The organism is Arachidicoccus rhizosphaerae (assembly GCF_900107765.1).
GTDB classification, from domain to species: domain Bacteria; phylum Bacteroidota; class Bacteroidia; order Chitinophagales; family Chitinophagaceae; genus Arachidicoccus; species Arachidicoccus rhizosphaerae.
In genome coordinates this window covers 128894-155707 of sequence record NZ_FNQY01000006.1, presented here as the reverse complement: position 1 = coordinate 155707, position 26814 = coordinate 128894, and the positions used below count along the sequence as shown (strand labels likewise).

17 protein-coding genes are annotated in these 26814 nt (G+C 37.3%); 3 read left to right on the top strand and 14 right to left on the bottom strand.

What is annotated here, in order from left to right; translation table 11 throughout:
* Positions 1–229: 229 nt before the first annotated feature.
* The 11 genes from BLU80_RS07050 to BLU80_RS07005 all read right to left on the bottom strand — a co-directional run bounded on the left by BLU80_RS07050 (position 230) and on the right by BLU80_RS07005 (position 17319).
* Complete coding sequence (locus BLU80_RS07050; protein WP_139188101.1) at positions 230–391, bottom strand: zinc ribbon domain-containing protein; 162 nt, start codon at positions 389–391, stop codon at positions 230–232.
* Positions 392–956: 565 nt separating this feature from the next.
* Positions 957–2777 carry a hypothetical protein gene (locus BLU80_RS07045; RefSeq protein ID WP_091395666.1) on the bottom strand — a complete coding sequence of 607 codons (1821 nt, stop codon included), beginning with the start codon at positions 2775–2777 and terminating at the stop codon, positions 957–959.
* A 94-nt stretch (positions 2778–2871) separates the two neighbouring features.
* Positions 2872–3414 carry a RagB/SusD family nutrient uptake outer membrane protein gene (locus BLU80_RS19845; protein ID WP_394331862.1) on the bottom strand — a complete coding sequence of 181 codons (543 nt, stop codon included), beginning with the start codon at positions 3412–3414 and terminating at the stop codon, positions 2872–2874.
* Positions 3415–3451: 37 nt separating this feature from the next.
* Complete coding sequence (locus tag BLU80_RS19840) at positions 3452–4414, bottom strand: RagB/SusD family nutrient uptake outer membrane protein (RefSeq protein ID WP_244518794.1); 963 nt, start codon at positions 4412–4414, stop codon at positions 3452–3454.
* A gap of 17 nt (positions 4415–4431) precedes the next feature.
* The gene (locus BLU80_RS07035; protein WP_091395662.1) at positions 4432–7554 is read right to left on the bottom strand and encodes a SusC/RagA family TonB-linked outer membrane protein; all 3123 of its coding nucleotides are present in this window, start codon (positions 7552–7554) and stop codon (positions 4432–4434) included.
* A 70-nt stretch (positions 7555–7624) separates the two neighbouring features.
* Positions 7625–8707 (bottom strand): FecR family protein, encoded by a 1083-nt coding sequence (locus BLU80_RS07030; protein ID WP_091395659.1) that lies wholly within the window; start codon positions 8705–8707, stop codon positions 7625–7627.
* 100 nt (positions 8708–8807) lie between these two features.
* Positions 8808–9407 (bottom strand): RNA polymerase sigma factor, encoded by a 600-nt coding sequence (locus BLU80_RS07025; protein WP_091395656.1) that lies wholly within the window; start codon positions 9405–9407, stop codon positions 8808–8810.
* Positions 9408–9834: 427 nt separating this feature from the next.
* Complete coding sequence (locus tag BLU80_RS07020; protein ID WP_091395653.1) at positions 9835–11310, bottom strand: hypothetical protein; 1476 nt, start codon at positions 11308–11310, stop codon at positions 9835–9837.
* 23 nt (positions 11311–11333) lie between these two features.
* Complete coding sequence (locus BLU80_RS07015) at positions 11334–12758, bottom strand: DoxX family protein (protein ID WP_211481785.1); 1425 nt, start codon at positions 12756–12758, stop codon at positions 11334–11336.
* A gap of 24 nt (positions 12759–12782) precedes the next feature.
* The gene (locus BLU80_RS07010; protein ID WP_170831172.1) at positions 12783–14120 is read right to left on the bottom strand and encodes a RagB/SusD family nutrient uptake outer membrane protein; all 1338 of its coding nucleotides are present in this window, start codon (positions 14118–14120) and stop codon (positions 12783–12785) included.
* Positions 14121–14130: 10 nt separating this feature from the next.
* Positions 14131–17319 carry a SusC/RagA family TonB-linked outer membrane protein gene (locus BLU80_RS07005; protein ID WP_091395647.1) on the bottom strand — a complete coding sequence of 1063 codons (3189 nt, stop codon included), beginning with the start codon at positions 17317–17319 and terminating at the stop codon, positions 14131–14133.
* A 652-nt stretch (positions 17320–17971) separates the two neighbouring features.
* On the opposite strand from BLU80_RS07005, the gene BLU80_RS07000 reads away from it, so the two are divergent.
* The 3 genes from BLU80_RS07000 (at position 17972) to BLU80_RS06990 (ending at position 21966) form a co-directional block, all read left to right on the top strand.
* The gene (locus BLU80_RS07000; protein ID WP_091395644.1) at positions 17972–19366 is read left to right on the top strand and encodes a YeiH family protein; all 1395 of its coding nucleotides are present in this window, start codon (positions 17972–17974) and stop codon (positions 19364–19366) included.
* 251 nt (positions 19367–19617) lie between these two features.
* The gene (locus tag BLU80_RS06995) at positions 19618–20541 is read left to right on the top strand and encodes a TIGR01777 family oxidoreductase (protein ID WP_091395641.1); all 924 of its coding nucleotides are present in this window, start codon (positions 19618–19620) and stop codon (positions 20539–20541) included.
* 3 nt (positions 20542–20544) lie between these two features.
* Entirely contained in the window at positions 20545–21966 is a 1422-nt protein-coding gene (locus tag BLU80_RS06990) for a phytoene desaturase family protein (RefSeq protein ID WP_091395638.1), read from the top strand.
* Positions 21967–22069: 103 nt separating this feature from the next.
* Here BLU80_RS06990 and BLU80_RS06985 read toward each other — a convergent pair whose 3' ends face one another.
* The 3 genes from BLU80_RS06985 to BLU80_RS06975 form a co-directional block, all read right to left on the bottom strand.
* Positions 22070–23788, bottom strand: a complete 1719-nt coding sequence (locus tag BLU80_RS06985) for a family 43 glycosylhydrolase (RefSeq protein ID WP_091395635.1) — start codon at positions 23786–23788, stop codon at positions 22070–22072.
* A gap of 200 nt (positions 23789–23988) precedes the next feature.
* Entirely contained in the window at positions 23989–24933 is a 945-nt protein-coding gene (locus BLU80_RS06980) for a sugar phosphate isomerase/epimerase family protein (RefSeq protein WP_091395631.1), read from the bottom strand.
* Positions 24934–25201: 268 nt separating this feature from the next.
* The gene (locus tag BLU80_RS06975) at positions 25202–26809 is read right to left on the bottom strand and encodes a SusD/RagB family nutrient-binding outer membrane lipoprotein (RefSeq protein ID WP_091395627.1); all 1608 of its coding nucleotides are present in this window, start codon (positions 26807–26809) and stop codon (positions 25202–25204) included.
* Positions 26810–26814 lie beyond the last annotated feature (5 nt).

Below are 26814 nucleotides of genomic sequence, written 5' to 3'. Positions count from 1 at the left end.
CAAATTTCACTGACATGTTGCAAGATCAAAATCTCTACACCACCCCCAAGATTTCTCACTCAGAGGGAAAGCAGCCTTCTTATTTTGTGCACTTCCGGTATTGTACGAAACTTCCGGTAGCCCTCTCACGTATCAGCATGATTTCATGCTGATATCTTCAGTAGACATCCGGTTGTTCTTTTATGCTTCATAGACTCACCTAACGGCAACGCCTCCGCATTTTTTTGTTTTAAGTCCGATTATGTACCGTAACCAGACTTTTCTTTTTACCTTCTTTTAATATGTTGATAGCAGCATTCAGGTCCCTGTCATGCTCTCGGTGACATGATGGACAAGTCCAGCTGCGGTCATTAAGCGTAAGCCCTCTTTCTTGTAACTCCAACTGCTGCATAGTTTGCCCACATTGTTAGGTGGATAGGGCAAAGATTGAGTTTTGGAAGGGGGGAAAAAGGACAGGTAAAAGGTAAAAAAACCGCTTTGAACAAGGCGGTCGAAAATAAATAATCATTTCAAAAAATCAATTAAAGCTCAATTGACAACAACTCAGTTCCCAATTTGTGCAATGCTTATTCTATTCTTTTCTTTTGAGTTTCCCTAGGCTTTTTTAGCCCAGACATATAATGATGGATTTGCTTTTCATTAATCCCTGTCATTTTTTGCATTGCGGGTGCTGAAAAAATAGCAAGACTAATAGAAAAATCTAAATGAGCAATTTAAACCCCACCTATAAATAAAAGCGCTGATAAATTTAATTGCATGAATAAATAAGTGGGAGAAATTCCGCCTGCAGTCCTCTATATCAGTTATTAGGCTACCATTTTAAGAAATGCACCTATAACAGTAAATAAGTGACCATTTTTTAGAAATACAGTTCTAGCCTATAATAGAAAAATATTATTGGGCTAGAACTATATCTATTTTAAATACCTAAATTTTGGATTTTATAAATACTGGTTTTATAAATTATTTTTTTTAGTCGCCAATCGAACGGCCTGACTAATATTCACAAGGCTTTCGGCCTTTAGATTGGTATATGGAAGGGATTGATTTGAACCATAAATTAAAATCTTACCGTCTCTGAAAACTGCCGGAATTAATTTACCATCTTGGCCATAATTTCCAGGAATGGGCAAATCACCCACCTTGCCAAAAATAATAGGCTCCTTTTGTCGGTCAATAATCCATTTTCCTTCTGAAGGTCTGAACACAGCCATTTCTGCTCTCCCATCTCCGTCATAATCACCAGGCACGGGGATATCACCAGCCATATGCAAAGTATCTAAAGGAATATTACCCAATGCAGTTTGCCACATTGAATTGGTCGTCCTGAAAAACCCAACATCTATTTTGCCATCGCCATCATAATCTGCCGGAACGGGGATACCATTTTTATTCCCAAATTTAATGGTGTCAACATCCAGGATATACCAGGTCATAGTTGACGGCCTGTAAACCCCAATATCAGCAAAGCCATCTCCGTCATAATCTCCCGGTACGGGAATATCCCCTTTCATTCCATATTTAATGAAGCGTCCATCTTCCATGATAAATACCCCTTTTGAAGGGCTAAAAACAGCAGCTTCAGTTTTACCGTCGCCATTATAATCCGCAGGCACTGGAATATCGCCCGGGCTGCCTAATTCAAGTGTTTGTTTGCCATTAATGCTCCATTTACCCTGGTCAAAGCAAACAATGTCAGTCTTACTATCATTATTAAAGTCCATCTGTCTGGCAACAGTTGTATGGTGCCACCAAGGCAAGCTGAAATGACTGTCTGCATCCATTTCCTTTTCCCCAGTGTAAGGCGAAAAGGTTCTCACCCGAATCAAGTCATCTTTTTTCGAAAAAGTCATCAGGCGCATCAAACCATGTCCTCCTTCAGAACGACTCTGGTAATCAGACAAAAACGTTTTAAGCATATGTCCGGCATAACCGTCTTGACGATACCCCTCTCCATTATCCCCCACGTGACCACATAAAGCAAGAAATACATTGGGAAATCGCTTTAAATGGTCAAAAATGCGTTGTCCTTGTTTGGAAAACTTAGGAAACCCTTTCTCATTGGTACGGACCTTTCTATTAAAGCCTATCAAAGAATGGCTGACTAAAATAGCCTTTCTATCTTTATACCTTTTAAGCAGCGATTCAGCCCAATCATTCATAGGTTCAATATCCTCATCAAAAGAATCATATTCCAGATAAATAACAATCAATGGAATACCGGCCGCAGTAAATAGATCATAATGACTGTCATTGTCCTCTCTATAATGCCCACCATACCATGGTTTACCTTCAAAATGACTGACCCCAAAATAACGATTAAAATAGGTTGTCTTGCCACTTATAGGATACTGGCTTTTCGTCTGGTCATGATTACCAACTGCCAACCCATAAGGGATCCCCTCAGGATATCCGGCCTGCGGTTTTTCAAGACGATACATAGCATCAGCAGCATACTCCCATTCGGTTGGATTTTTTTCGCCGTCATCGGATACATCTCCAAGTTGTATCACATAAGCGATATGTTCCTTTGCTGCATTATTAACGATCCAGTCCGTCTGGGCAAAAAACATTTCTTTTTTACCCTTTATTTTCTCTGAAGTATAATATTGGGTGTCAGGCAGAATCGCTATAGTAAATTCATCGTCCGAGCCTTTTTCTTCATCTTTCGGGTTTTTATGGAATCCGACAAATCCCATAATTATCATAAGTCCAGCGACAAGCACTGTGCATCCTAATATCATGCTTGTTTTTCTAAATAAATTTTTATTCTTCATAGTTTATTGCTTTTAATTGGAAAAGAAATGTCCGGCCTTAATATGTGATTTGAATTAATGCAAATCTTGCTTCTTTATCAAAATGCCAGAATACTCAATAGCCGGGATTCTGGAAAAGAAGGCTATTAAGGTCCAGATCAGTTTGTGGGATTGGAAATAACAGGTTATGATCATCAATATTATACGCACCGGCAGGTGTATATGGAGCATCCGCCTTAATCTTTTTTCCAACAGTATTAATAATATTCACAGCATCACCTTCTCTTAATAAATCCTCCCAACGATGATTTTCAAAAGCCAGTTCCACTCTTCTTTCATGAAAAATTAATTTTCGAAGACTGCTTTGATTAGTTTCCGTAATCGGATCCAGACCAGCACGCGCTCTGACTCTGTTTAGAGGAATTAAGGCTTCACTGGGGCGACCTTGCTCATTAAGAGATTCAGATAAGAGTAATAATGCTTCAGAATACCGGTAAATTGGAAAATCATCACTAGAACCAGAAGTGGCAGGCAATGGTGAATGCATATATTTTTTGATATATGGAATTGCTGTAGCTCCGGCGGCAGGTACAGAGTCTGAAATACTCTTTACCGCTGTATAATTCAGGTAATCACTTCCGTCATAAATACCTTCAATAATACCAATAGAAGCGTCCAGGCGCTTATCCCCTGGCTCAAAAGAGGAAATAAGATCCTTTGTAGGAGTATTCCAGCCTCCTGACCCTGTTGTTGATTACAATACCCGTTAAAAGTTTAGTATTTGTACTTCTTGGGATAAAATGAATGGATAAAGCATTGGGTGTGGAACCTGTCATATCGCCGCCAAGAAATTGAACTTCAAAAATAGATTCCTTACTGTTTTTATTAAGTGGATCAAAAGCATCACCATAATTGCTATTCAAATCATAGCCCATCGCAGGAAGTGTTTTGAGCAATTGCTCAACCTCCGTCCACTTTTTCTGTGTAGCATATACATCAGCTAACAGCATCGTTGCGGCTCCTTTCGTTGCTACTCCGGTTTGCGGAAATTTCGCCGGAGGTGCCAGCTCATCCATCGCATCTTTAGCATCACTGACAATCTGCATATAAACGGAGTCCACCGATGTCCGCGGAATAAATGCATCATTAGCCGTCGTAACAACTTTTAAAAATAAGGGAATCGCTCCGTACAACCGAACTAATTTAAAATAATTTAAGGCACGAAGGAATTTCGCCTGTCCATCAATATTTTTCTTGATTGAATCCGTTATGTTCGAACCCGGCAGACTCTGGATAATAATATTACATCTGGAAATACCTGTATAACTGTGTTGCCACGTAGCATTTACATAACTATTTACAGAAGTATTCAGAAAGTCAGAAATATTTTCTCTGTATACATAGGCAGTGCCGACATTACTGCCTACAGGCTGATAAATAGTATTGTCAGAATGCATTTCAGAGGTGAAATAATCATTAATAAGAACATCCCTCAATGGAGCATAAGCTGCTACCATTGCAGATTCAAATTGTTGTTCTGTCTTATAAAAATTATTAGTTGTATAAGCGTCTACCGGAGTAAGCGCTATAAAGTCTTTCTTGCACGAAAATGCCCCTATTATTGCTATAAATAAAAACACGTTATATATTCGTTTCATTATAATTTGTTTAGAGATTATTTAAATGAAGCTGTTATACCAAAAGCAAAAGTCCTTGGAATCGGGTAAGCATTTTCATCAATGCCAACTCCGGCAGTAGGATCTGAACTACCTACATTAACTTCAGGATTCATACCTGAATATCCCGTAAATATATACGCCTGTTGAACAGATCCGTATATCCTGAGATTATTTAACCAGGTTATATTTCTTAAGGGAAGTGTATAACCAAGGGTTATGTTTTTAAGAGCGAGATAGGAGCCATTCTCAATCCACTGCGTATTAACCTGACGACCCATTGCTGTTGTGCCAGTTTTTGTTCTGGGATAGATACCAGAACCAGGATCATCTTCGGAACGCCAGTAATCTAATGCAGCGGCCAGCGGCACCCTGGAGCCGTCCATATTTGTTTGATATGCCCACTTCGCAGCGTTCAGAATCTTGCCTCCCACAGAATAGGTCATATCCAAACTAAGATCGAAATTTTTGAATGCAAAACTATTTACCATTCCCCCCGTAAACTTAGGTGTTGGGTCTCCTATAAACGTTCTGTCATTTACATCATCTATTACTCCATCCCCATTAATATCTTTAACCTTAATTGTACCTATATCTGACACTCCTTGTGGATTGTTATTAGTAGCCTGGTATTTAGGAGAATTATCCAGATCCTGCTGGTCTTTGTAAAGACCTTCAAACACAAAACCATAAAATTCACCAAGATGATGCCCAACCTGTTGGCGGTAATAATCGGAGGAAACTGTATTGTTCCTTCGGATATAACCAGGATCTACCAGATTGGTAATCAGATTCCTATCAACTGACACAGTTAAGCTGGTATTCCATTTAAGACGACCTGTCGTATTCACTGAGCTGAGACTGAATTCATGACCCCACATTTTTAGAGCACCGACATTTGAGATAATTTGAGAAAAACCCGTAGATGTTGGTAAAGCACGCTGCTGGATGAGACCATCTGTTATTTTATGATAATAATCATAAGTAAAGCTAAGCCGGTTATTCAATAAATTAACATCCAGGCCCAGGTCAAACTGTTTGTTTCGCTCCCAGGCCAATTCGCTATTGCCCAGGTTATTGATGGTCTGCCCTTGTGTAATTTGATTATTGAAATTATAATAAAACGTACCAATAGTAGCCTGAGGGGCATAATAAGCTGAGAAAAAGTTATTTCCCGTCAGACCGTAACTAGCCCTTAATTTCAGAAAATTGATTGGCCGTAAATGTTGCATAAATTTTTCACTACTTACAATCCAACCAACTGAAACTGAAGGAAAATCCCCCCATCTTTTGTTCTCTCCAAATTTAGAAGAGCCATCAGTTCTGGATGCGATAGATAACAGATACTTTCTTTTAAAATCATAGTTGATCCGGCCTAATACAGAAACAAGTGAATATGCAGATCCATTGCTGGCCCCCGTTATATTTGTTGCCTGATTCAGATAAGGTATATCATCGCTTTCGAACCCAAGACCCGTAAGAGTATTGCTATATGTACTGAATTTTTGTGCTGAATAACCAGCCAAGGCTTCTATATGATGATCCTTACCTATATTCTTGTTATAGACTAAGTTTGCTTCTGCAGTCCACGAACCGTTGTCTACCGCAGAACTGGTACCTGTAGTCTGACCTTCTGTACCTGTAACAATACCAGATTGAAAATATTTTCTCGTTTCCGCTCCTTTATCAAATCCCAGGCTGGATTTTATACTCAGACCTTTAATTATTTCAAAATTCAGGTAGCCATTACCGAGAATTCTGGTGGTATAATAATCATCATTGGTAAGGTTATAAGTCGCCAGAGGGTTTATATAACTTACCATTCCTGGAGACGATACGATACGCGTATAGCTTCCATCTTCGTTATAAGGAGAAATTAATGGGCTAGCCTCAAAAAAACGTTCAAAATAGCCATTTACCCCGTCAGTACTTAAGCGGTTATTATGGTCAACTCGGTAACTTGCAGAAATATTGAATCCCATCTTCAAGCGGTTGTTGATAAAGGTGGCATCCTGGTTAAACCTAAATGAAAATAGTTTGGTACCATTATTAATAATGACACCCTGCTGGTCTTGATAACCTGCCATAAGCGTTGAAGAACTATGCTCATGTCCGGATTTCAACGATATATCAATATTGCGCATGGGCGCAACTCTGGTTAACAAATTAAACCAATCGGTACCTGCTCCATATTGATCCGGGTCGTCATAAGCTGCATGATAATCAGCAGAAACTTTGTATCCAGTTTCATACTTTAAACCATCTTCTGCCCTTTGTTTCATAAAAGTCGCAAATTGTTTGGCATTCATCATTTCCGGAAGTCTTTCTCCTGGTATTTTCTGTAATGCATAACTTGTTGAAACATCGAGTCCGCTTTGCCCGTCCTTCGCGTGTTTGGTTGTAATCAAAACGACACCATTTGCAGCTCTTGAACCATATAATGCAGTAGCAGAAGCATCTTTCAAAAAGCTAAATGACTCAATTTCAGCGGGGTTTATATTATTAATGCTTCCTGTGATCGGAACGCCATCAATTACAAACAAAGGTTGGTTGCTCGAATAAAATGAGGCAGCACCACGAACAATAAAGCCAATGCCTCTTCCTGGCTGTCCACTGTATTGATTAATCTGAACCCCGGCGACTTTACCTTGCAATTGCTGAGCAAACTGATTTACAGGCGCGTCCTGTAATGGACCAGCCTTGACCTCAGCTACAGAACCAGTTACCAGTGCTCTTTTTTGAATCCCATATGAAACAATCACATCATCCAATAAATTAGAACCAGGAGTCAAGCGAATTAAAATACTGTTATTGTCCCCTTTTTTTACCTGAAAAGACTTTCTGATAAAATTTTGAAAGCCAATGTTTTTGACCTGAATATCATAACTCGCCTCAGCATCCAAATTTTCTGCTACAAACCGCCCATTTTTATCTGTGATAAGATGGCTGGTATCCTGCTTGCCCGTTTTATTAATAGAAACATCTGCACCTTTCAAGGGAGTATTTGCCTCATCTAGGACAACTCCGCTAATTTTAGTCCTAGACTGTGCATAAGTATTCACCGATATGCAGATACAACTTAGGTAAAAAAGCCATTTAAACACTAATTTTTTCTTTGCCATAATTTACAGTTTGAACAATAGTTTATCTGTTGCCTTATCAGGCAATCACGAAAAACCCTTATATTTTGCTTTATTTTTGAATTACAAAACCACCTTCTTTATTTTCAAAATCTAACCCATTGAGAGAGCAAACGATTCTAAGTATAACCGTCAGGCTATCAGAACGCTTAAATGAACCAGTGAAAGACAGTCCATTAACCAATGCCTTATCATACTCAATTTTTGTATGATAATGTTTACCCAAAGTCAGAAAAACATTCCTTAAATCAGATTTATTAAAAATCAGATCTTCGTCATGGTTCAAATCTGAAGATTTTTCCTTTGGGATTACTTTCTTAATTTCAGACGAAGCTGCCTTCCCTTTCCAATACAAGCTATTAATTAAATCAGCTCTGAATTCATCTCCCGGATTTAAATAAACCGTCGCCATTTTCAGGGACGAGATTGCAGTTGGTGCAATAGCAATCTTGCCTTCAAAAAGACGTATAACAATTCTTTTCTTTCTTGAATCCACTGAAAAAGTGGTACCTAAGGCCGTGGTTTTTACCCCTCCGGCGGTCACTATAAAAGGACGACGAATATCCCTCGCAACTTTAAAAATAGCCTTGCCTTCCAATGTAATCATCCGAGAATTCTTAGCAAAACTATCCAGAAAACTGATTTGGCTACCCGGTGACAAAATAACCATCGAATGGTCTGAAAGTTGCCGTTTTTCATCCTTATCAGTTGTGTTAGAAAGAATAACCCTGTGGGACAATGGTCTTGAATCATTGTTCACCGCTACAAGATGCCTTGTCGATCCTTTAATCCCTGAATATTGATAAAAAATAAAGCCTCCAACAGCTAAAATCAAACATGCGGCTAACGCTCCCACTAAAGAATAAATATGCAAACGATTCTTATCATCCTCGGGGTACTTTGTTTTTTTTACAGTCTGCCCATTTAAAACATTTCGCCAAATCCCATTTTTTTCCTTTTTATTTATAGGTGCTAAAGTCATTTTCAGGAGCTCCCTTTCAAATTCCCTACGCAAATAATTTTCAAGCTCTCCGGATGATTCCGCTTCCTCAATAGCATCCAATAAAGAATGATCATCAGAGGCTTCGGTCTTTTTTGACCAAAAATTCTCAACTTGTTTTAATAATTTATGCATAGTATATATTACTAAATACTCCAAAAAAGGAAAATGGGTATATAATTCTGGATGAATAAATTGTTACGAAAAAACGAGGAAAGTAGAAAGGGCTTATAAATCAGCAATTAAGTAGCAAAAATAAAATGGTGATCCCGACGCCTATACCAGTTCCGCTAAACATCCTGTTGCTATAGACAGCATCTCGAAGAATTCCCTTGGCTTGTTTAAGGTAAAACCTGACAGAAGAAACTGTCAAATTCAGTTCAATGGCAATAGTATCACAATCTTTGTGTTCAAAATAATACAGTTGTATTACTTTACGCTTATGAGCAGGCAATCTTTCAATTGCTTTCTGAAGGAATATTTCCTTTTCAATATATAATTCTTCATCCAAAGGTTCTTCTTCAATAAATAAGGCCCCATCAATTTGAGGTGTATAATCTATCCTTTGGCGTAGTTTCCTTTTTAAATAGGAAACAGATTTATTATAGCTGACTACAAATAACCAGTTACTAATAGGTTGTTCCGGATCAATAGTTTCTCTTTGTTGCCACAAACAGGTAAACACTTCCTGGAGAAGATCTTCTGCTTCAGAAATAGGGTGGACAATTTTTCGGATATTATTATAAATCAAAGGACTATAGATATCATAAATTTTTTTAAAGGCGGATCCACTTCCCCTTACTAACTGCTCAACAAGTTGAATTTCTTCCGTCATTTTAACCAAACATAAAGCTGGTGAGAAAATATATGAGAGCAAAATTAATGGTCATGTTACGACTTCTTATATTATTAAATCATTAATCGAAATTCATAATAGGCTGCGAAATTTGGCTTTTAATAGTTCCACTAGCCAATAATTTAAATAAAAAGAAGATTCACAAATACATAGAGACTTAGGAATAAGTCAAAAAGCGAGCATCATGACTTGAATATACCAAAAGAGCCACCTCTTTATGAGACAGCCTTTTATTGCCACCAAGTTCAACACAAGAAAATATATTAGGTAACCAGGCTTCCCTACACCAACCAGAAAACCAATAGGGAAGACCTGTTACCTTTTCAAATTGAAAGCAATCGAATCATTCATGTCAAGTTTCCACATCATTCACACTAGCATTTTTATCACTTTCAAATTGACAAATTTAAAATTCAGATCGAACACTTTGTCTTCCTTCAGCTAAGGGATAGATCTTCAAGGACTTATCCAAAACCACATAAATAGAATCATTAAATTCATTAATTCCCCAAAGAATAATCCTATTTTTTGATAAAGAATAATTTAATACTTGACGTTCATCTCTAGCATTAACATTCTTATTCTGCAAATACAGAACATGTTTTAAAGTATCCGCATTATAAAAAAAATATCTTCTTTCGCCAGCCATCCCACCAACTTCCCAACGAGTAACACCTAAATCTCTGTTTTTATTGGCTCTAGCAAACCAATCTGCAATCTGTGTATCTGGTTGATTCAATTTCCTATTTTTCTTTCCTTTCACCCTAAGTGGGGAATAACCAATCATCCTGTCAATATAAGCAGACCTATTAGTTCTATAACTTAATGAAGACCACGCTTCAAACGTAGCATCGGACCATCGAATAGAATCATTAGGATTAAATGGAAGAATCTTCCCGTTTAATTTAAATAATGACACATTATAATAACCTTTCGTATCAGACAAGCCAGGCGTACTTGGAATATTATAATTATTCCCATTAAAGAAGCCATATCCCCATAAAAAAACAGAAATCGGCACAAAGATCAAATTGAAAACAAATTTGACCCAAAATCTAATCCATTTCTGTGACTTAGTAAATGTTGGATAAAAATGAAATGGTTTTACATTTTCCTGTTTAACTAACAATTTCCAAATATTTGGCAAATCATAAGAAGTTAAAAATAAACCAATAATAGCAAAATAAGCAGCAGGAACAGCTACCCCCGCATCATAAGCATGATTGGCAATGCAAATATTAAAAGTAACAACTGCAGCTAATGCAGCACCCAAAGTGGCTGTTTTCCTAAAGAGCAGAAGAATTCCAGGAATAAACTCAGCAAATCCTAAAAATACAGTATACCAAAATTCAACACCTACATGTGACCAATATAGCTTTTTCTCAACCATATCTACAAAATGTGTATTCAACATCCCGATGGTTGGCCACACCATTTGCATTGGAAAAATCTTTTTTAAACCCCAGCCAATCATTCCATAAGCAAGTCTATATCTAGCTAACACTCTAATCCAATAATATAGCTTATTATAAGAAAGAGTTTTTCTGTCTAGACCAGTCCAAATACCAGCTGCACCAAAAGCAATTAATAAAGCTAAAATTAAATTAATATAATTTAGTAACCCAAAAACTCCCTCTTCACTTTGAATTGTAATAAATTGAGGAGGCCAAAAAGCGACAATTGACTGAAGATCATTATATGTAATTTGACTTAATTTTAATTTAAATATTCCCGTGTAAAATCCAGAATAAGTGGGAATGCACAAAAGTAAAATATAAACAAAAATGACTCTAAAGGCAAACAATTTTGTTTTAGTCCACGCATTAGCACCTAACTCTTGAACATCTTCATGAAGCTTATTAAATTTCAATGTTAATTCCATAGTATTAAATAATTTTAATTTTATCAATTTTTAACAGGGTGACGTCGACCTTCAAACATTAGAAAGTCTAGTTTCTTTTTTCTGAGCACAATAAAAGCTGAATCAGAATTATCTAAAGAACCATCCAGTGCTAAAGTGGAATCATTAATAAATGTGTAGTGTAACGTGAACTTATCAAACCGTTTAGCACGATTCTTATTTTGCAGGAATAACAATCTTCGAGTCGAATCAATTGTATAATAATAATAATGACGACCGCCATTTCCAGCTAATTCATAATTTCTATCAATATCCTTATCGTAATACCCTTCACCACTTGTTTTATCAACAATTACAGGTCGGTTATCTCGAATTGAAATGGTTGACCATTTTTCAAAAACAACATCAACCCATCTATGAGGATCAGAAAAGGAATAATTTATCGTATCATGATTAAGCACAAAATTGGTCACATCATAATATCCATAAGCACCATGTAACCCTTGTTCTTTAGGCAATTTATAAGACTCAATTGCAAAACTATGTTGAGTCAAAATTCCATACAATAAAATAAAGGCTATAAAACCAAATTTTAAAAAAAGTCTTATTCTAGACAATTTCTTTTCGGAAAAGTCAGGTTTAAAACGATCTGCAATAGTCTCTTTATCATCTTTAATAAAATAATTATATAATCTAGGAATGTCATAAGCAAAAAGAAATACAGATAATAAAACTATGTAGGTGCTAAGCACGTGTTCACCAATATCATAAAAGCCATTGGCTACAGCAACATTTCCCAAGAAACCAATCAACAAACCGGTACCAAAAGTGGCTGTCTTTCTGTTTATCAATAAAATTGCAGCAAAAATTTCAATAAATCCCAAAAATGATTCATACTTAGGACTTATCCCCAATGTTTGAAAATAAATTTTCCAAGCATAAAAGTCACCATAATTAGTCACCAGATTACTTAAGGAAGGAAAAGGCATTTGGATAGGAAAAACCTTTATAAAACCATATACAATTAATAGAGACGCAAGTCTATATCTTAAAATGACTCTTAACCAATAATTTAAAGCAGTATAATTCTTCAAATAATTAGATGAATAATGCCACCAGACTTGAGATAAAATAAAGGCAACTATCGCAGCTACTCCCCAATTTCCAAAACTTCCTATACCCCACTTTGGCAGATAAATAATTGGCAAAAACTGAGTCTGATACCGAACAATTTGAAAAATTGAATAAAAATTAATATGTAACCAATCAATGGAAAATAATAATTTATAAAATCTGAAATCAATAGGAAGAGTCAATAATAATAAAAAAATAAAGAAAAACTGAAAAGCACGTTGTTCCCAACTTTTCCAAATCGGAAAAGAAAAGTCATCTTGAACAACACCGTATAATAGGCTGTTAATTGAACCTATCTTATTACCTTTTTTCAAAAATCTACCATTTAAAGACATAAAAGTCAATTTATCTTAAAAAAATTAATTAGAACTCGAATATCCTGGATTCTGAATCAGGGATTTATCAGCCTGTATTTCAGAAGTAGGAATAGGGAATAAATAACGGAATGCTTCGGAAACATTCAAGACAGATGCAGCTCTTCCTGTTCTAACTAGATTGAACCATCTATATGGCTCTAATGCAAATTCAACTCTGCCCTCTTTTTCTAAATAATCATATATTATACTATTATTAGATACAGCTATATTAGGAAGATCTGCTCTGCTTCGAACCTTATTCAAATCTGAAAAAGCACCAACATAATTACCCAAATGTGCTCTAGCTTCAGCCCTAATTAGAAACAACTCAGCTACTCTTATTAATGGGATAGGATCTGTTCCATTACTAGATGGATATAAATTTCCTAAGATTGTATTCCCTGATTTTGTCAATAAACTTTTCCTTGATCCTCCAACTTCAGGATCATTTAAAAGACTAATAATAGAGTCATTAGGTCTATAATTACCCCCAGATTTCCAACCACTGTACATCCCATTTGGATAATTAAGGCTATAAGAAGCTTCAAAAATTATTTCAGAATTATCCGAAGAAGTATAAAACAAACTGTAGGGATAGACCAACTTATAATTAGAAGAATCACTTATGACAGAGCTAGCATCCTTCTCAGCAGCATCCCAATTATCTAGATAAAGAAAAAGCCTAGATCTGAGTGCAATCGCAGATTTTTTAGTTGCCCTATTTCGATTCAAAACATCTGGCAACAATGAAATCGCGTCATTCAAGTCATTCAAAACCTGATTCAAAACCTCATCTTTAGGGCTTTGTGAAACGCCATACTTATCTGAAACTTCGAGCGTAGGTTTAAGGAATAATTGGACATTTCCAAAAGTTCGGGCCAAATTAAAATAAGCAATTCCTCTTAAAAAATAGGCTTCTCCAAGAATCTGGCTTTTATATTTATCCGAAATATTCTGAAGATCAGGAACCTTGGATAATATAAAATTAGCTTGATTAATAACGGCATATTCATTTGCCCAGATCGTTCCCAAATCATCATTATCTGATGTCAGCGTGTGATATAAAAATTGCAAAGAATACGCCGATGATTGAGTATATAAAATATCATTCCCAGACAGCAAAACATCAAAATAAAAACTAGACAAACCATCAGCTAATGTCCTATAATTACCCCTTAGTGCATTTGAGGCTGAAGCACTATCAGTTATAGCAATTTGATCTGAAACAGCGTTTGTAGGAGTAATGGCTAAAAATTTATTACAAGAACTTGTATAAATGGCTAAAGTAAAAACTATAATAAACCTTAAATAATTACGAATTTTATTTTTTGAATAATACATATATAATAATTTAAAAAGTAACATTTAATCCAAATTGGATACTTCTTGGCTGAGGAGGAGTTCCTTGATCCAATCCTGGTGCATTCCCGTTGTATCCCTGACTTACACTTATCTCTGGATCTGGTCCAGAATATTTTGTCAAAAGCAAAAGATTCGTACCTTGAATATAGAATCTCACTTTATCTAATTTGATTTTAGTAGTTACACTTTCTGGAAATGTATAACCAATGGTGAGTGATTTCAATCTAATAAAGGATCCGTCCTCTAAAAATCTGCTATTTTGTTCAACTAAATAATTATTACCTACACTGGTCACCCTTGGAACATCTGTTATTTGACCTGGAGTCGTCCATCTATTTAATTGATCTTTAGTTATAAATCTATTTGCAAATGTTGGGGCCTGTCCTTGCTTATTCCCTAAAAATCGGTTGTAATTAATTATATCATTTCCATACTGATATGAAACAAACAAATTAAAATCGAATCTTTTATAATTTATATTATTAGTTATTCCTCCAAAAAAATCAGGCATAGCATTCCCCATTATAACCCTATCATCATTTGTCAAAGTCACATTTGGATTATATGTGTCGCTATAAGAAGTTTTTCCATCTGCGGTCTGAAAAACTGCATTTCCTGTCTTTGAATCAACATATAACTGTTTATATAACCAAAAAGAGTACATAGGGTGGCCTTCTGCATCAATTAACCAATCACGACTATAAAATGTAATTGGAGTTTCCAATCTAAGAATCTTATTATAATTGCCAGATATATTGAAATTAGTAGTCCATTCAAAATCCTTGGTTTTGATATTAATAGTTGAAATACCTAATTCATAACCTTTATTACTTATTCTGCCTGCATTTGACAATTGTGATGTATAGCCTGTCGAAGATGGAACTGGTAAATTCAACAGTGCATTATTTGTTAACTTCGAATATAGATCTAAAGTCAAATTAATACGGTCATTATATAACCCCATATCAACGCCCAAATTAAATTGAGCAGTGTTTTCCCATTTCAAATCAGGATTCGCTAATTGCAAAGGAGCAGTACCAGCATAGTCGCCACTAGATGGCGAATTCGGATAACTTGCACTCCCTGTCCACAACCCCTGCGAAGCATAATCATTTATTCCATTCGAATTACCAGTTATCCCATAAGATGCCCTTAATTTTAAGGTAGAGATTCCATCAAAATCATGCAAAAACTCCTCATTTTTAACTACCCAACTTGCTCCAATGGCTGGGAAGTATCCCCATTTGTGATTCCTTCCAAACTTAGAAGAACCATCTGCTCTTGCCGTCGCCTCTAAATAATATTTTCTATCATAATTGTAACTCACCCTTGAAAAAAAGGAAGCTAAAGAGTTTTTTGATTCATCTTGCCCACCTGTAATATTTGAAGCAGACGATATTAATTTATATGCATCACTTGGAAATCCTGTTCCAGCTAAATAATTTGCATCCCATTGATTCTTTTGAAGAGTATTACCAATAAGGAAACTTATATTACCTTTATCTCCTAAAGTGTTATTAAATGACAACGTTTGTTCATTAACCCAAGAAGAATTGTGGATTAAATTATTTTTTGCTTCCCCTTGGGTCGAAGAACCTATTAAAGTTTTGGTATTGTAATATTCAGATTCACGATAATTATTATAATCGATTCCAAACGAACTATGAAACAATAAATTGGGAAGTAGCTGAATATCTAAATAAACATTTCCGATATATCTTAAACTGCTTGTCCATTGCGCAGGGTTATTGACAAGAACTTCAGTATTATCAAAACTTGCCCATCGCAGTGGATTCCCGCTAGAATCACTTACAGGCAAATATGTTGGAGTTTGAAGTGCAGATTGAAAAATTCCAGCCTCAGGGCCATTTCCGTCTCTCAATTGGTTTCTATATGTTCTTGAAAATAAATTATTTAATCCTAATGAAACAGATTCACTTATTTTTGATTTCAGATTCGCTTTTAAACTAATCCTACTAAAATCTGCGGGCTTAATAGTTGCATCTTGTTTATTATAAGACGCTCCTACGTAATAATTAGTTATTTTGGAGCCTCCAAGTACAGCTAAATCATAGCTATGCAAGGAGCCTGTTCTAAAAACTTGATTAAGCCTAATTGGTGTATAACTTTGTTGATCTGATGGATTTCCACGATAAGTATTATTTCCCGGATACCATGATCCATCTGGTGCTCTTTGAAATGGAACATTTTCTTCGGTTTGAGACAATGATGGTTTGTCAATACCCGAATTAATCCATGTCTCATTTACGATAGTAGCATATTCTTCCCCCGTTGCCACATCCCATAACTTACCTTTTTGCACCTTTGCAAATCCCTCCGAGACATTAGCAACAACCTTTGCTTTTCCTTCTCGATTTGAATGCTTCGTCGTAATTATTACTACACCATTAGCGCCTCGTGATCCATAAATTGCGGTTGCCTCTGCATCCTTTAATACTTGAATACTTTCAATATCAGAGGGACTTATGTCGGCTATTGCAGAAGTTTGCTTTTGCCCTAAATTCATTGGGCCGGCTTTTCCGCTAGCAGTAGTAGCATCTGCATTTGCCAATGAGTTACTGTTTATAAATACTCCATCAACTATGTAAAGTGGATCATTACTTGCATTAATAGAGGTCGACCCCCTGACTCTAATTCTTACACCTTCCCCTGGAGTCCCAGATTGAGAATTGATTTGTACCCCAGCCGCCTTTCCTTGCAATTGGGCATCTAAACTTGCTACAGGAATACTCTTAGTTTCATCTGCTTTAACTGTCGCAATAGACCCGACAATCGCAATTTTTTTTTGTGTACCATACCCTACAACAACAATATCATTTAACTGATTAGCAGATTCATTTAATTTGACGACTAAAGGAGATTTTTCTGCAACTACCTCTACCGTATCATAACCTACATATGATATGATCAAGGTATATGGAAGCGTTTGGCCAGTTTTAAAACTGAACTCCCCTTTTTTATCCGAGAGTACACTATGTGTTATACCCTTAATTTGTATTGTTGCTCCTTCAATTGGCAATTTTGTCCGTTGGTCAATTATTTTACCATTCAATATAGAATTGATATGGAGTTGAGGCTCATTTTTATTCTGAGCCTTAATAAAATAAGGGAAAAGAAGTAGGAACGTTAAAAATGTTCCCAACAGAAAATTTTTCATTAATTTTGTTTGTTAACATATAAAAAGGTCACAGTCTCGATTACTCGGGATTGTTTGTTTAGCGACAGCCTTAATTGTTTTCATGCCGGAACTGCGTCAACAGTTCCGGCAATTTTATGAATAGTTTATTGCCCTAACGGGCAAGAGAAGCGCAATACCATATTGAAAGTATTTAGAATTTTGGAATATGGACACAGATAAAAGGTCCGTGTTGGATATTTACAAACTGCTACAACAAGCTACCTTTCCTCCAGCTTGTAATCCTAAAAAATTTAAACTAACAACTCCACCCAACATCTTATTATGATTTCTTGATTGCAAAAATAATTGAAATTATTAGTCTACCAATTTTATAGACTATTATTTTTTTATTTTTTTTAAATTTTTACATACAAAAGTTAGTAAACTACCCTAAAGCATTCATATTAAATTTATTGTAATCTTCATTTCCTAATATTTTTTTGTTCCTCAAAATCAAATAATCCCCTAACAACTCAAGCAAAGAGAATAATTTAAAAACAAGCCGCCTTCTATTAAAATTACTAGTCTACTATTTTGGTAGATTAATAATGGATTAATACATTTGCTTAACAACATCATCGACTCGCTTTATCGTTTCTTGCATTTTTTCAATTTAAATTACTATTATTTTATGGAATCAAGTCATATCCAACCGTTGGGAGGGAGCAACACCTCCCTTTTCAAGGAATTACTATCAAAAGAAGATTGGTGGGCAGTTTGGTTAGGTTTAGGTATTGTTTTTATTGCTTACGCTTTTTACATCGCAGGTTCGAGTATCTCCTGGATTGCTGTGGCTCCTGGTAAATGGAGTACGCCTTCTGATCTTGCAAATCAGCTGTCAGAAAATGGCTTAAGATATATTGCTTTATTTATCGGACTAGCACTACTTTTCACAATAGTCACTTCCTTTATTGGTCAAAAACCAAAGGCATTTTTAAAGTCATTCCTGTTTATTTTCGTATTGTCTTTAATTATTTATATTATAGGTAGTTGGGATCAAGCTAATAAATATAATTTAGAGCCTCCGCTACTAGCATTAGCATTAGGATTATTCATATCAAATATAATAGGTCTCCCAAAATGGCTAGACGCAGGTTTCAGGGTAGAGTTCTATATTAAATTGGGCATAGTATTGTTAGGAGCAACTTTACCGTTTACTTTAATCATTTGGGGAGGGCCAATAGCCATACTGCAAGCTTCAATTGTTTCAATCGTTACCTTTCTAACAATATTCTTTACTGCAAAAAAACTAGGGCTTGACAGAAGACTTGCCGCTGTACTTGGTACAGGAGGCGCAGTTTGCGGAGTTTCCGCTTCAATAGCTGTAGCAGGTGCTGTACGTGCAAAAAAAGAGCACCCTCCAATCGCTATCAGTCTTGTGGTTTTGTGGGCAATTATTATCATTTTTGTCCTCCCGTTTATTGCCAGATTATTGAATTTGCCTACTGGTATTGCAGGAGCATGGATTGGCACATCCGAATTTGCAGATGCCGCGGGTCTAGCAGCTGCACAATCATACGGAGGTCTTGCAGCAACTCATCCGGCAATTACAGGAACAACGGATCAAGCACTTGCCGCATATACTTTAATAAAAGTAATAGGTCGGGATATTTGGATTGGCATTTGGTCTTTTATTTTAGCACTTATATCTGTTACAATTTGGGAAAGAAACGAAACAAATTCCAAAGTTCAAATTGGTCAAATCTGGTGGAGATTCCCAAAATTCGTTCTAGGGTTTTTAATCGCATCTATCCTTACTTCTTTAATAGTACAAGGGAATTCTTTGGCGGAATATAACACTGTGGTTAAACCTGCATTAATAACACCTATCACTTCATTAAGAACATGGGCTTTTACTTTTAGCTTTCTCAGCATTGGATTAACTACAAGGTTTAAAGAATTAGCAAAAGCAGGAATCAAGCCATTCATTGCCTTTACAATTGGGGTTATCGTAAACCTGATTTTAGGCTATATATTATCTGTAGGTGTTTTTGGTCATTACTGGACTAACATTACAACAAATTAATAAGATGAAGATTTTAAAATATATACAGACATCCAAAGCAACTCCTAAAGAACAATGCCGAACATGTAAGTACTTTAATAATCATCCACATTTAGTGGAGTCACAATTTAATGGCATAACAACACTGAGTTCAGGATATGCCTCTGTTAGGCATCAGGATGGGATATGTAGTAAAATAAATCGATATCTCTCAATTTATGATAGTTGTATTCATTATACTTCCAATCAAAATCCAACTAATATAATCAACGATGAGTAATCAAATAATAATAGCAGGAGGATCTGGATTTCTAGGACAAACCATTGTTAAATATCTACAAAAGGAAGGTGAATCACTAACAATACTGACTAGAGGCCCAAGTCGAATAATAAATAAAATAAATTATATACATTGGGATAGCAAAAACTTAGGAGACTGGGCAAGAGTTCTTGAATCAGCAAAAGCAATTATTAACCTCACTGGCAAGTCCGTTAACTGCCGCTACACTCCTAAAAATAAAAAACTGATACTATCTTCAAGAGTTGATGCGACAAACGTTTTAGCAGAGGGAATTCAAAAAACAAAGAATCCACCAAAAGTATGGATAAATGCTAGCTCAATTGCCCTTTTTGGCTATTCAGATAAATTTATAACAAATGAAGCAGAAAACCCCGGTGAAGGTTTTTCTGCTGATGTTTGCAGAAAGTGGGAACAAGAATACTTCAAACACCAGACGCCAAATACTAAAAGAGTTATACTGAGATTAGGTGTTGTTTTACAAAAAGACATAGGTCTGTTACAACCTTTTTCAAAATTAATAAAATTGGGATTTGGTGGAAATATTGGAAGTGGAGAACAGTACTTCTCCTGGATTCATGAGGAAGATTTTATTAATATTCTCAAGTTAGCCATTTACCAGGATAATTTTCAGGGAGCTATTAATTGCACTTCACCTAACCCAATTAAGAATAAGGAATTTATGCAAGCATTACGTAAACTAATCAAACACCCTTATTATTTGAATACGCCACCAATTATGGCAAAAATCGGTCTTTTCCTCAACGGAACACAGCCAGAACTAATATTAAGAGGTAGAAGAGTCAGTTCTGATTATTTACAAAACATTAATTTCAAATTCAAATATCCAGATATTCAATCTGCTCTTTCAAACTTACTACATTCTTCAAAGCAATAAATAATGTCTAATAAAAATTACGATGCAATTGTCATTGGTTCGGGGCCAAATGGCTTGGCAGCTGCTATTACGCTACAAAGGAATGGGCTATCTGTCTTATTAATTGAAGGTAAAAATACTGTCGGAGGAGGAATGAGAACTGCTGAAATTACAGCACCAGGGTATCAACATGATATTTGTTCAGCAGTTCATCCGATGGCTATTAGCTCCCCCTTTTTTAAAACTATACCTTTTGATCAACTTGGAGTACAGTTCATATATCCAGAAATAGATGCGGCTCACCCGTTAGATACTGGCAAGGCTGCAATACTTCATCACTCAATTGATAGAACAGCAGACTCTCTAGGCAGAGATGGCAAAAAATATAAATCCCTTATAAGCCCGCTATTAGAAATTTGGCCAGAAGTCATAGAAGATGCCTTAGGCCCGCTACATTTCCCGAAAAAGCCAATTTCAATGGCGAAATTTGGGAAGCTGGCTATAATGCCGGCAACTTTTCTGGCAAATCGATTTAAAACGGATGAAGCACGAGGACTTTGGGCCGGCATGGCAGCCCACTCTATTCAGCCTTTATCCAATATTGCCTCTTCCGCAATAGGCTTAGTGTTAATGACTGCTTCTCATTTATATGGCTGGCCCATAATAAAAGGTGGGTCGCAAAATATGGCGAATGCATTAGGAGCGTATTTTAAAACAATAGGAGGCAGAATCGAAACTGGAAATTTCATTGAATCAATAGAACAATTACCCACATCTAAAGCAATATTATTAGATCTCACGCCGAAACAATTACTCAATTTAAAAGATCTTCGTTTATCATCTTCATACACACGGCAATTACAGCATTTCCGTTATGGAATGGGGGTCTTTAAAATGGATTGGGCACTCAATGAACCTATCGCTTTTAAAAATCAGGACTGTCAAAAGGCAGGAACAGTTCATCTTGGAAGCACATTTGAAGAAATAGCTACCAGTGAATTAAATACTTCCAGGGGAATCAATCCTACGACACCTTTCGTTTTATTGAGTCAGCCCACCCTGTACGACAAATCACGCGCCCCAGAAGGAAAACATATTGCATGGGCATACTGTCATGTTCCAAACGGATCTACTATTGACCAAACAGAAATAATTGAGAACCAAATAGAAAGATATGCTCCGGGATTCAAAAATACCATAATCCAACGTAATACCATTAACGCACAACAACTGGAGCTTTATAACCCCAATTATGTTGGAGGGGATATTAATGGGGGGATTTTGGACATTCGACAATTATACACTCGTCCAGTACTTAGCCTATCTCCTTATAGAACCTCGGCTAAGGGAGTTTATTTATGCTCATCTTCTACTCCTCCCGGAGGTGGGGTTCATGGCATGTGTGGATATCACGCAGCACTTAGATGTCTGAAGGATCTCTTTTAAATATTCTTGAATTCTTTTATTGAAAATATCATTAAGGATATGAAGGGCCCCATATATTTTTAGTTCAATAAAAAATCCGCCCTAAAGACCTCCTTACATACTCTTACTTACCATCTGTCACCCCTGATTCATTAAAGGCATCTACTTTAAAATAATAAGTTGCAGAGGTATTAAGACCATTAAGTTCCAGTTGATGTTCGCCATACACTATTGCCGAATGAAATAAAATGCCAGGAGCAATTCCATATTTAACCAGGTAGCCCGTTGCACCCTTTGAAGGCGTCCAACTGAGAACAGCACTTCTTAAATCTCCTGTATTTCTCAATACGCTAATATCCTTCACCGGGTCCGGCTTCTTTCCTTTTGTAGTACCAAAAACCCGAAACCCGGAAACAGAAAATTTACCTGCTGGCACACCGATATTTGTTATTTTAAGATAGCGTATATCTTGGGGATAACTCAGTTCAATATAATCATCTACCAGATCTTTTTGGTTGTTGCTTTTATCTGCTAACAATTGCCAGGTTGTACCATCTTTGGAGCCTTCAATCTGATATCTATAAGGTTCCACACGATCTGTATCCTTTAAATTAGCATCCTGATCCGCAAAATTTATCTGAATCGCCTGCACCTTGCTTATATGTCCAAGGTCCATGGAGAGCCACTCTCCCTTTTTACCGCTTGCCGCACTCCACCAGTTGCGGATATCTTCATTCACAGCAAGTTCCGGTCCATGGTCAGGCAATGAAGAGGATGCCATCACCTTCTTATGATAGGAGAGTAACATCCAACCGGTAAATATACTGGTATGTTCAAAATCAATTTTTCCTGTTACCTTTTTTTGAGGATAATCTCCAAAACCCGTTACGCAATGTAATAATCCGGACTTGTCAAAAAATGCAGGAAAAATACCCAGTCTTCTTTCAAACATATGTCGAACAGAAATACTCATGGTAGCAATATGCCAGTAATTTCCATATTTATCTTTAAAGGTAGCGCCGTGTCCGGCTCCTCCGATAAACCCTTTTGGCTTATAGGAAAAAGGACTGTTCTCCATATAGGTAAAAGGCCCTAAAGGCCGATCTGATTCGTAGACTCCATCCGCATACACTTTAAACTGTGTCCCCGGAGAAGCGTATTGTAAATAATACTTACCATTATATTTTGTCATCCATGGCCCTTCGTTCCAGCCATTTACTCTTTCTAAATTGTCCTCTGCAGGAGATTCCCACCCGTGATCTTTTATATTATGCCGGATGAGTACCTGGGGTACACCGATCGTATCCAATAAATGGTGCCGGTTAAGTTCTACCCCCATAATAGGATCCTTATCGGAACATCCATAATAAAAATAGACCCGGCCATCATCATCTAGGAACAAATCAGGATCTGTAACCGACAAGGCAAAATGAGCGTTATAGACCTTCCAGTCATCCAGTCTTGGATCCAGGCTATAATAAATCTGGTGTGTGCCGCCTGATGCGGTATAAAAAACAGTATCTCTAATTGACATGACAGCCGGTGCATAGTCTTTCACCGGCAAGGTAACCGAAGGCCTGTATTGCCAGCTACATAAATCCTCAGAATACCAATACCCTCCTGACTTAGAAGCATACAGATAGTAAAGCCCTTTAAACAAATGTACGACGGGATCTGCGGCTTCCCGGTATCCAAGACCGTTTTCACTAAAGCGGTAGTTCAGTGCGGTCGGATTAATCCAGGTTGTGGGTTGCTTATTTTGGGCAGATACACCTAAACATAGGCACATTATCCCACTCAAAATAGCGGTCTTTACAATCCAGCGTTTCATTGGAGAGGCCATATCAAATGCTACTTTTTAAAGAATTATACGTAGTAAAAAATAAATCTGTTCGGTTAAAAATACAAAATAAATTTAATAATTGCATTCGATTGCACACTTTTTAGAAAAACGCGCTATTGAAGGATGTTGTTATGCTAAACTGTGTCCATTGCTAAACCGGGCACTTTAGCACTTACAATAAAATAGGTATTCCCATTCAATCAACCAAGTGCTTTTCTTGCGTAATCCAGGCACTTTTTCACTTCCAGCACCGCATTGGAACCAGTTGGAATATCATATTCCTGTTCGATGGTTGCAGGGAATTTATACTTTTTAGTACGCATTAAATTCAGGATTTCCTTTATAGGCGTGTCTCCCTCACCCCATGGCATATTCTGTCCGCCGTCAGCTTTGGTTTTGCGGTCTTTAATATGTAAGGAAGTAATCCTGTCATGTCTTTTTTGAATCAGGGCGAGCAGGCTTTCTGCATTATTGCCATGTCCGGAGGCAATATAATGACCGCAATCCAGATTCATGGTATTATACCGGGATTGGCTAAGAGCTGTATCCCAGGCAGTATCTGTTGCCTGCGTATGGGCGTGATATCCGATATACATATTATTCGCTTCACCCAGTTTACCCAGCCTGGCTGACTGTTTAGGATCTTCGGGCAGTTCAACCGTTACTACTTTTGACCCCAGGGCGCGGGCAGCATTCATTGCATAAACGATTTCTTCATCGCTATTATGACTACCTAAGGCGTCCGGTTTAAAGGCATAAATCTGAATGCCCGCTTTATGAAACATCTGGCCTACTTCCTTAAACTTGTCCATGGAAACCGAAGCCCTCCAGGCGGCAACCTGGCTTCTGTCATTTGGTCTGCCGGCAAATTCTTCTACCGCGTCACCCATCAGTTCAATGGCACTGATACCACTGTCAACTACATATTTCAGAATCTGATGGATATCTCCTGGCATATCTCTATATGAATAGGTAATAACGCCAATTTGTACCCCATGAATTTTAGAATCCGGACGTGCCTGGACAAAAACAGAACTGGCAAAGCCATGTTTTCCGGCAATTAATATCGCCACACCTCCCAGTAAAGTCTTTTTTAAAAAATCACGACGGGGCAGCTGACGGGGTTCATTTGTAAGTAAAGCCATAGGTTGAAGTTTTTGATTTTGAATGAAAGCCTAACAAATATAATCTTTATTTATGATTGTTCCATCCAACATTCCTATAAATCGTCAGTTCTACCCTTCTAATTTTATTTACCAGTCAATATGCCGAAAAACGGTTGACTTGATTTAATTGGTATAAATGCGACTCAGGAAATTCAGAAATTTAATCAAAAAAAAATACCGACGGATGAGTCCGCCGGTAATGAGAGGTCAGATCTAATTGCCTCTTTATATAGCTGCAGGGGTGTTTTTAAAAATTAGTGCCTTTTACGTCCCACCAAAGTCTGGTGCCACCATTATCCTCACCACCCAGTAAATTCTTCACTGCATCCGTAACGGCCGTTCCGTTATCCGTAGAGTACTCTATGGATGGATAAGGAATACGGCGAACCTGATCTTCTGTACTGATTTTGCCGCCACTATTATTGTGTACGACCGGGAAGAGTTTAGGATAACCTGTTCTGCGGTATTCTGCCCAGGCTTCCTGGCCATCCGGGAACATGGCAATCCATTTTTGTGTGATAATCCTTTCCAGTTGTACTTCCTTAGAAGCAGCACCATCCCATTTGATGGTGATCGTGCTTAGTGCAGGGCTGTTATTGGCAGCATTCTTAGGATCCTCGTAGGCGGCTTCTTTGGATGTGTTATCACTCAGATAATTGCCAATCTCCACGCCCCACTGATCCATGGAAGTCTGAATACCCGTTTCATAATCTTCCTTTACATCACCCGCGCCTGTCCATCCTCTCAGCGCGGCTTCAGCCTTTAAAAACCAGCACTCGGCAGCCGTCATGATCATCTGTGCAGAAGTCTGGGTGAAATTTTTACCGGTGTTAAGGGACGCATAACCTTCATAGTCTGCCTTGGCGTTAATGGCAATCCCAATTCTGATCCCGATATACTTGCCATCCAGTTTTGCGTCCGTTGCCGGTGTTGCATATTCAGACAGCCTTGGATCATTATATCCATTCAGATAGGTTCCCAGAGCAGCCCCTAAACGGTTGTCTCCCCAGGATTCAGTGATCTGCCAGAGGTCATTATTTCTGCCACCTCCCTGGGAGATAGCCGCATCATCAGCAGGAGTAGACAATAAGCCCTCTGATTGAGCCAGCGCCTTTTCTCCCTGTTCCTTAGCCAATTCAGGGTCAACGACAGAAACACGCATGGCAAGCCTCAACCTAAGAGAATTGGCAAACTTGATCCATTCAGTAAAATCACCTCCATAGATCAAGTCGCCATCTCCTAGTGATGACTCACCCGGATGTGCCGCTACATAGGTGGTCAGGTTAGCAACAGCGGTGTCTATTTGTTTAAAGAAAGTTTCGTAAACGGTTTTCTGATCATCATAAGCCACCGATTTTAATGAAGTGCCGGCCAGTGTATAAGGAATCGGGCCGAACCGGTCCGTCACTCTATCCATCGCTTCCACTTGTATTAATAAAGCCACTCCCCAGAGTTCCGGCAGTTTTTCTCTGGCTCCTGCCTCTGCGATTTTCTTAATTGGTGCCATTACCTGAGTGTACGGGTCTCTGAACCCATTCACGTTCCAGTTGTCAGTCATGGCATAGTTCAGGTTGTAGTTGGCAGAAAAAGGAGTCGGACTCATCATATATCCACTATAAGCATCTGCACTCAGGTTCTGTGCTGTCTGATAATTGCTGTATATGGCCTGTTCTATGGGACCAAATGCAGTAGTCAATATCGACAAGGTCTGCTCATCATTTAATGAAGTGGGATTGGTATTATAAGATTCAAAATCCTTGGTACAGGACCCGAATGCGAATAGAAGACCGGATAAAACCAATAACGATTTAACCGGGTATTTTATCTTGAAAATATTTTTAGTATGTAAATTCATGATCA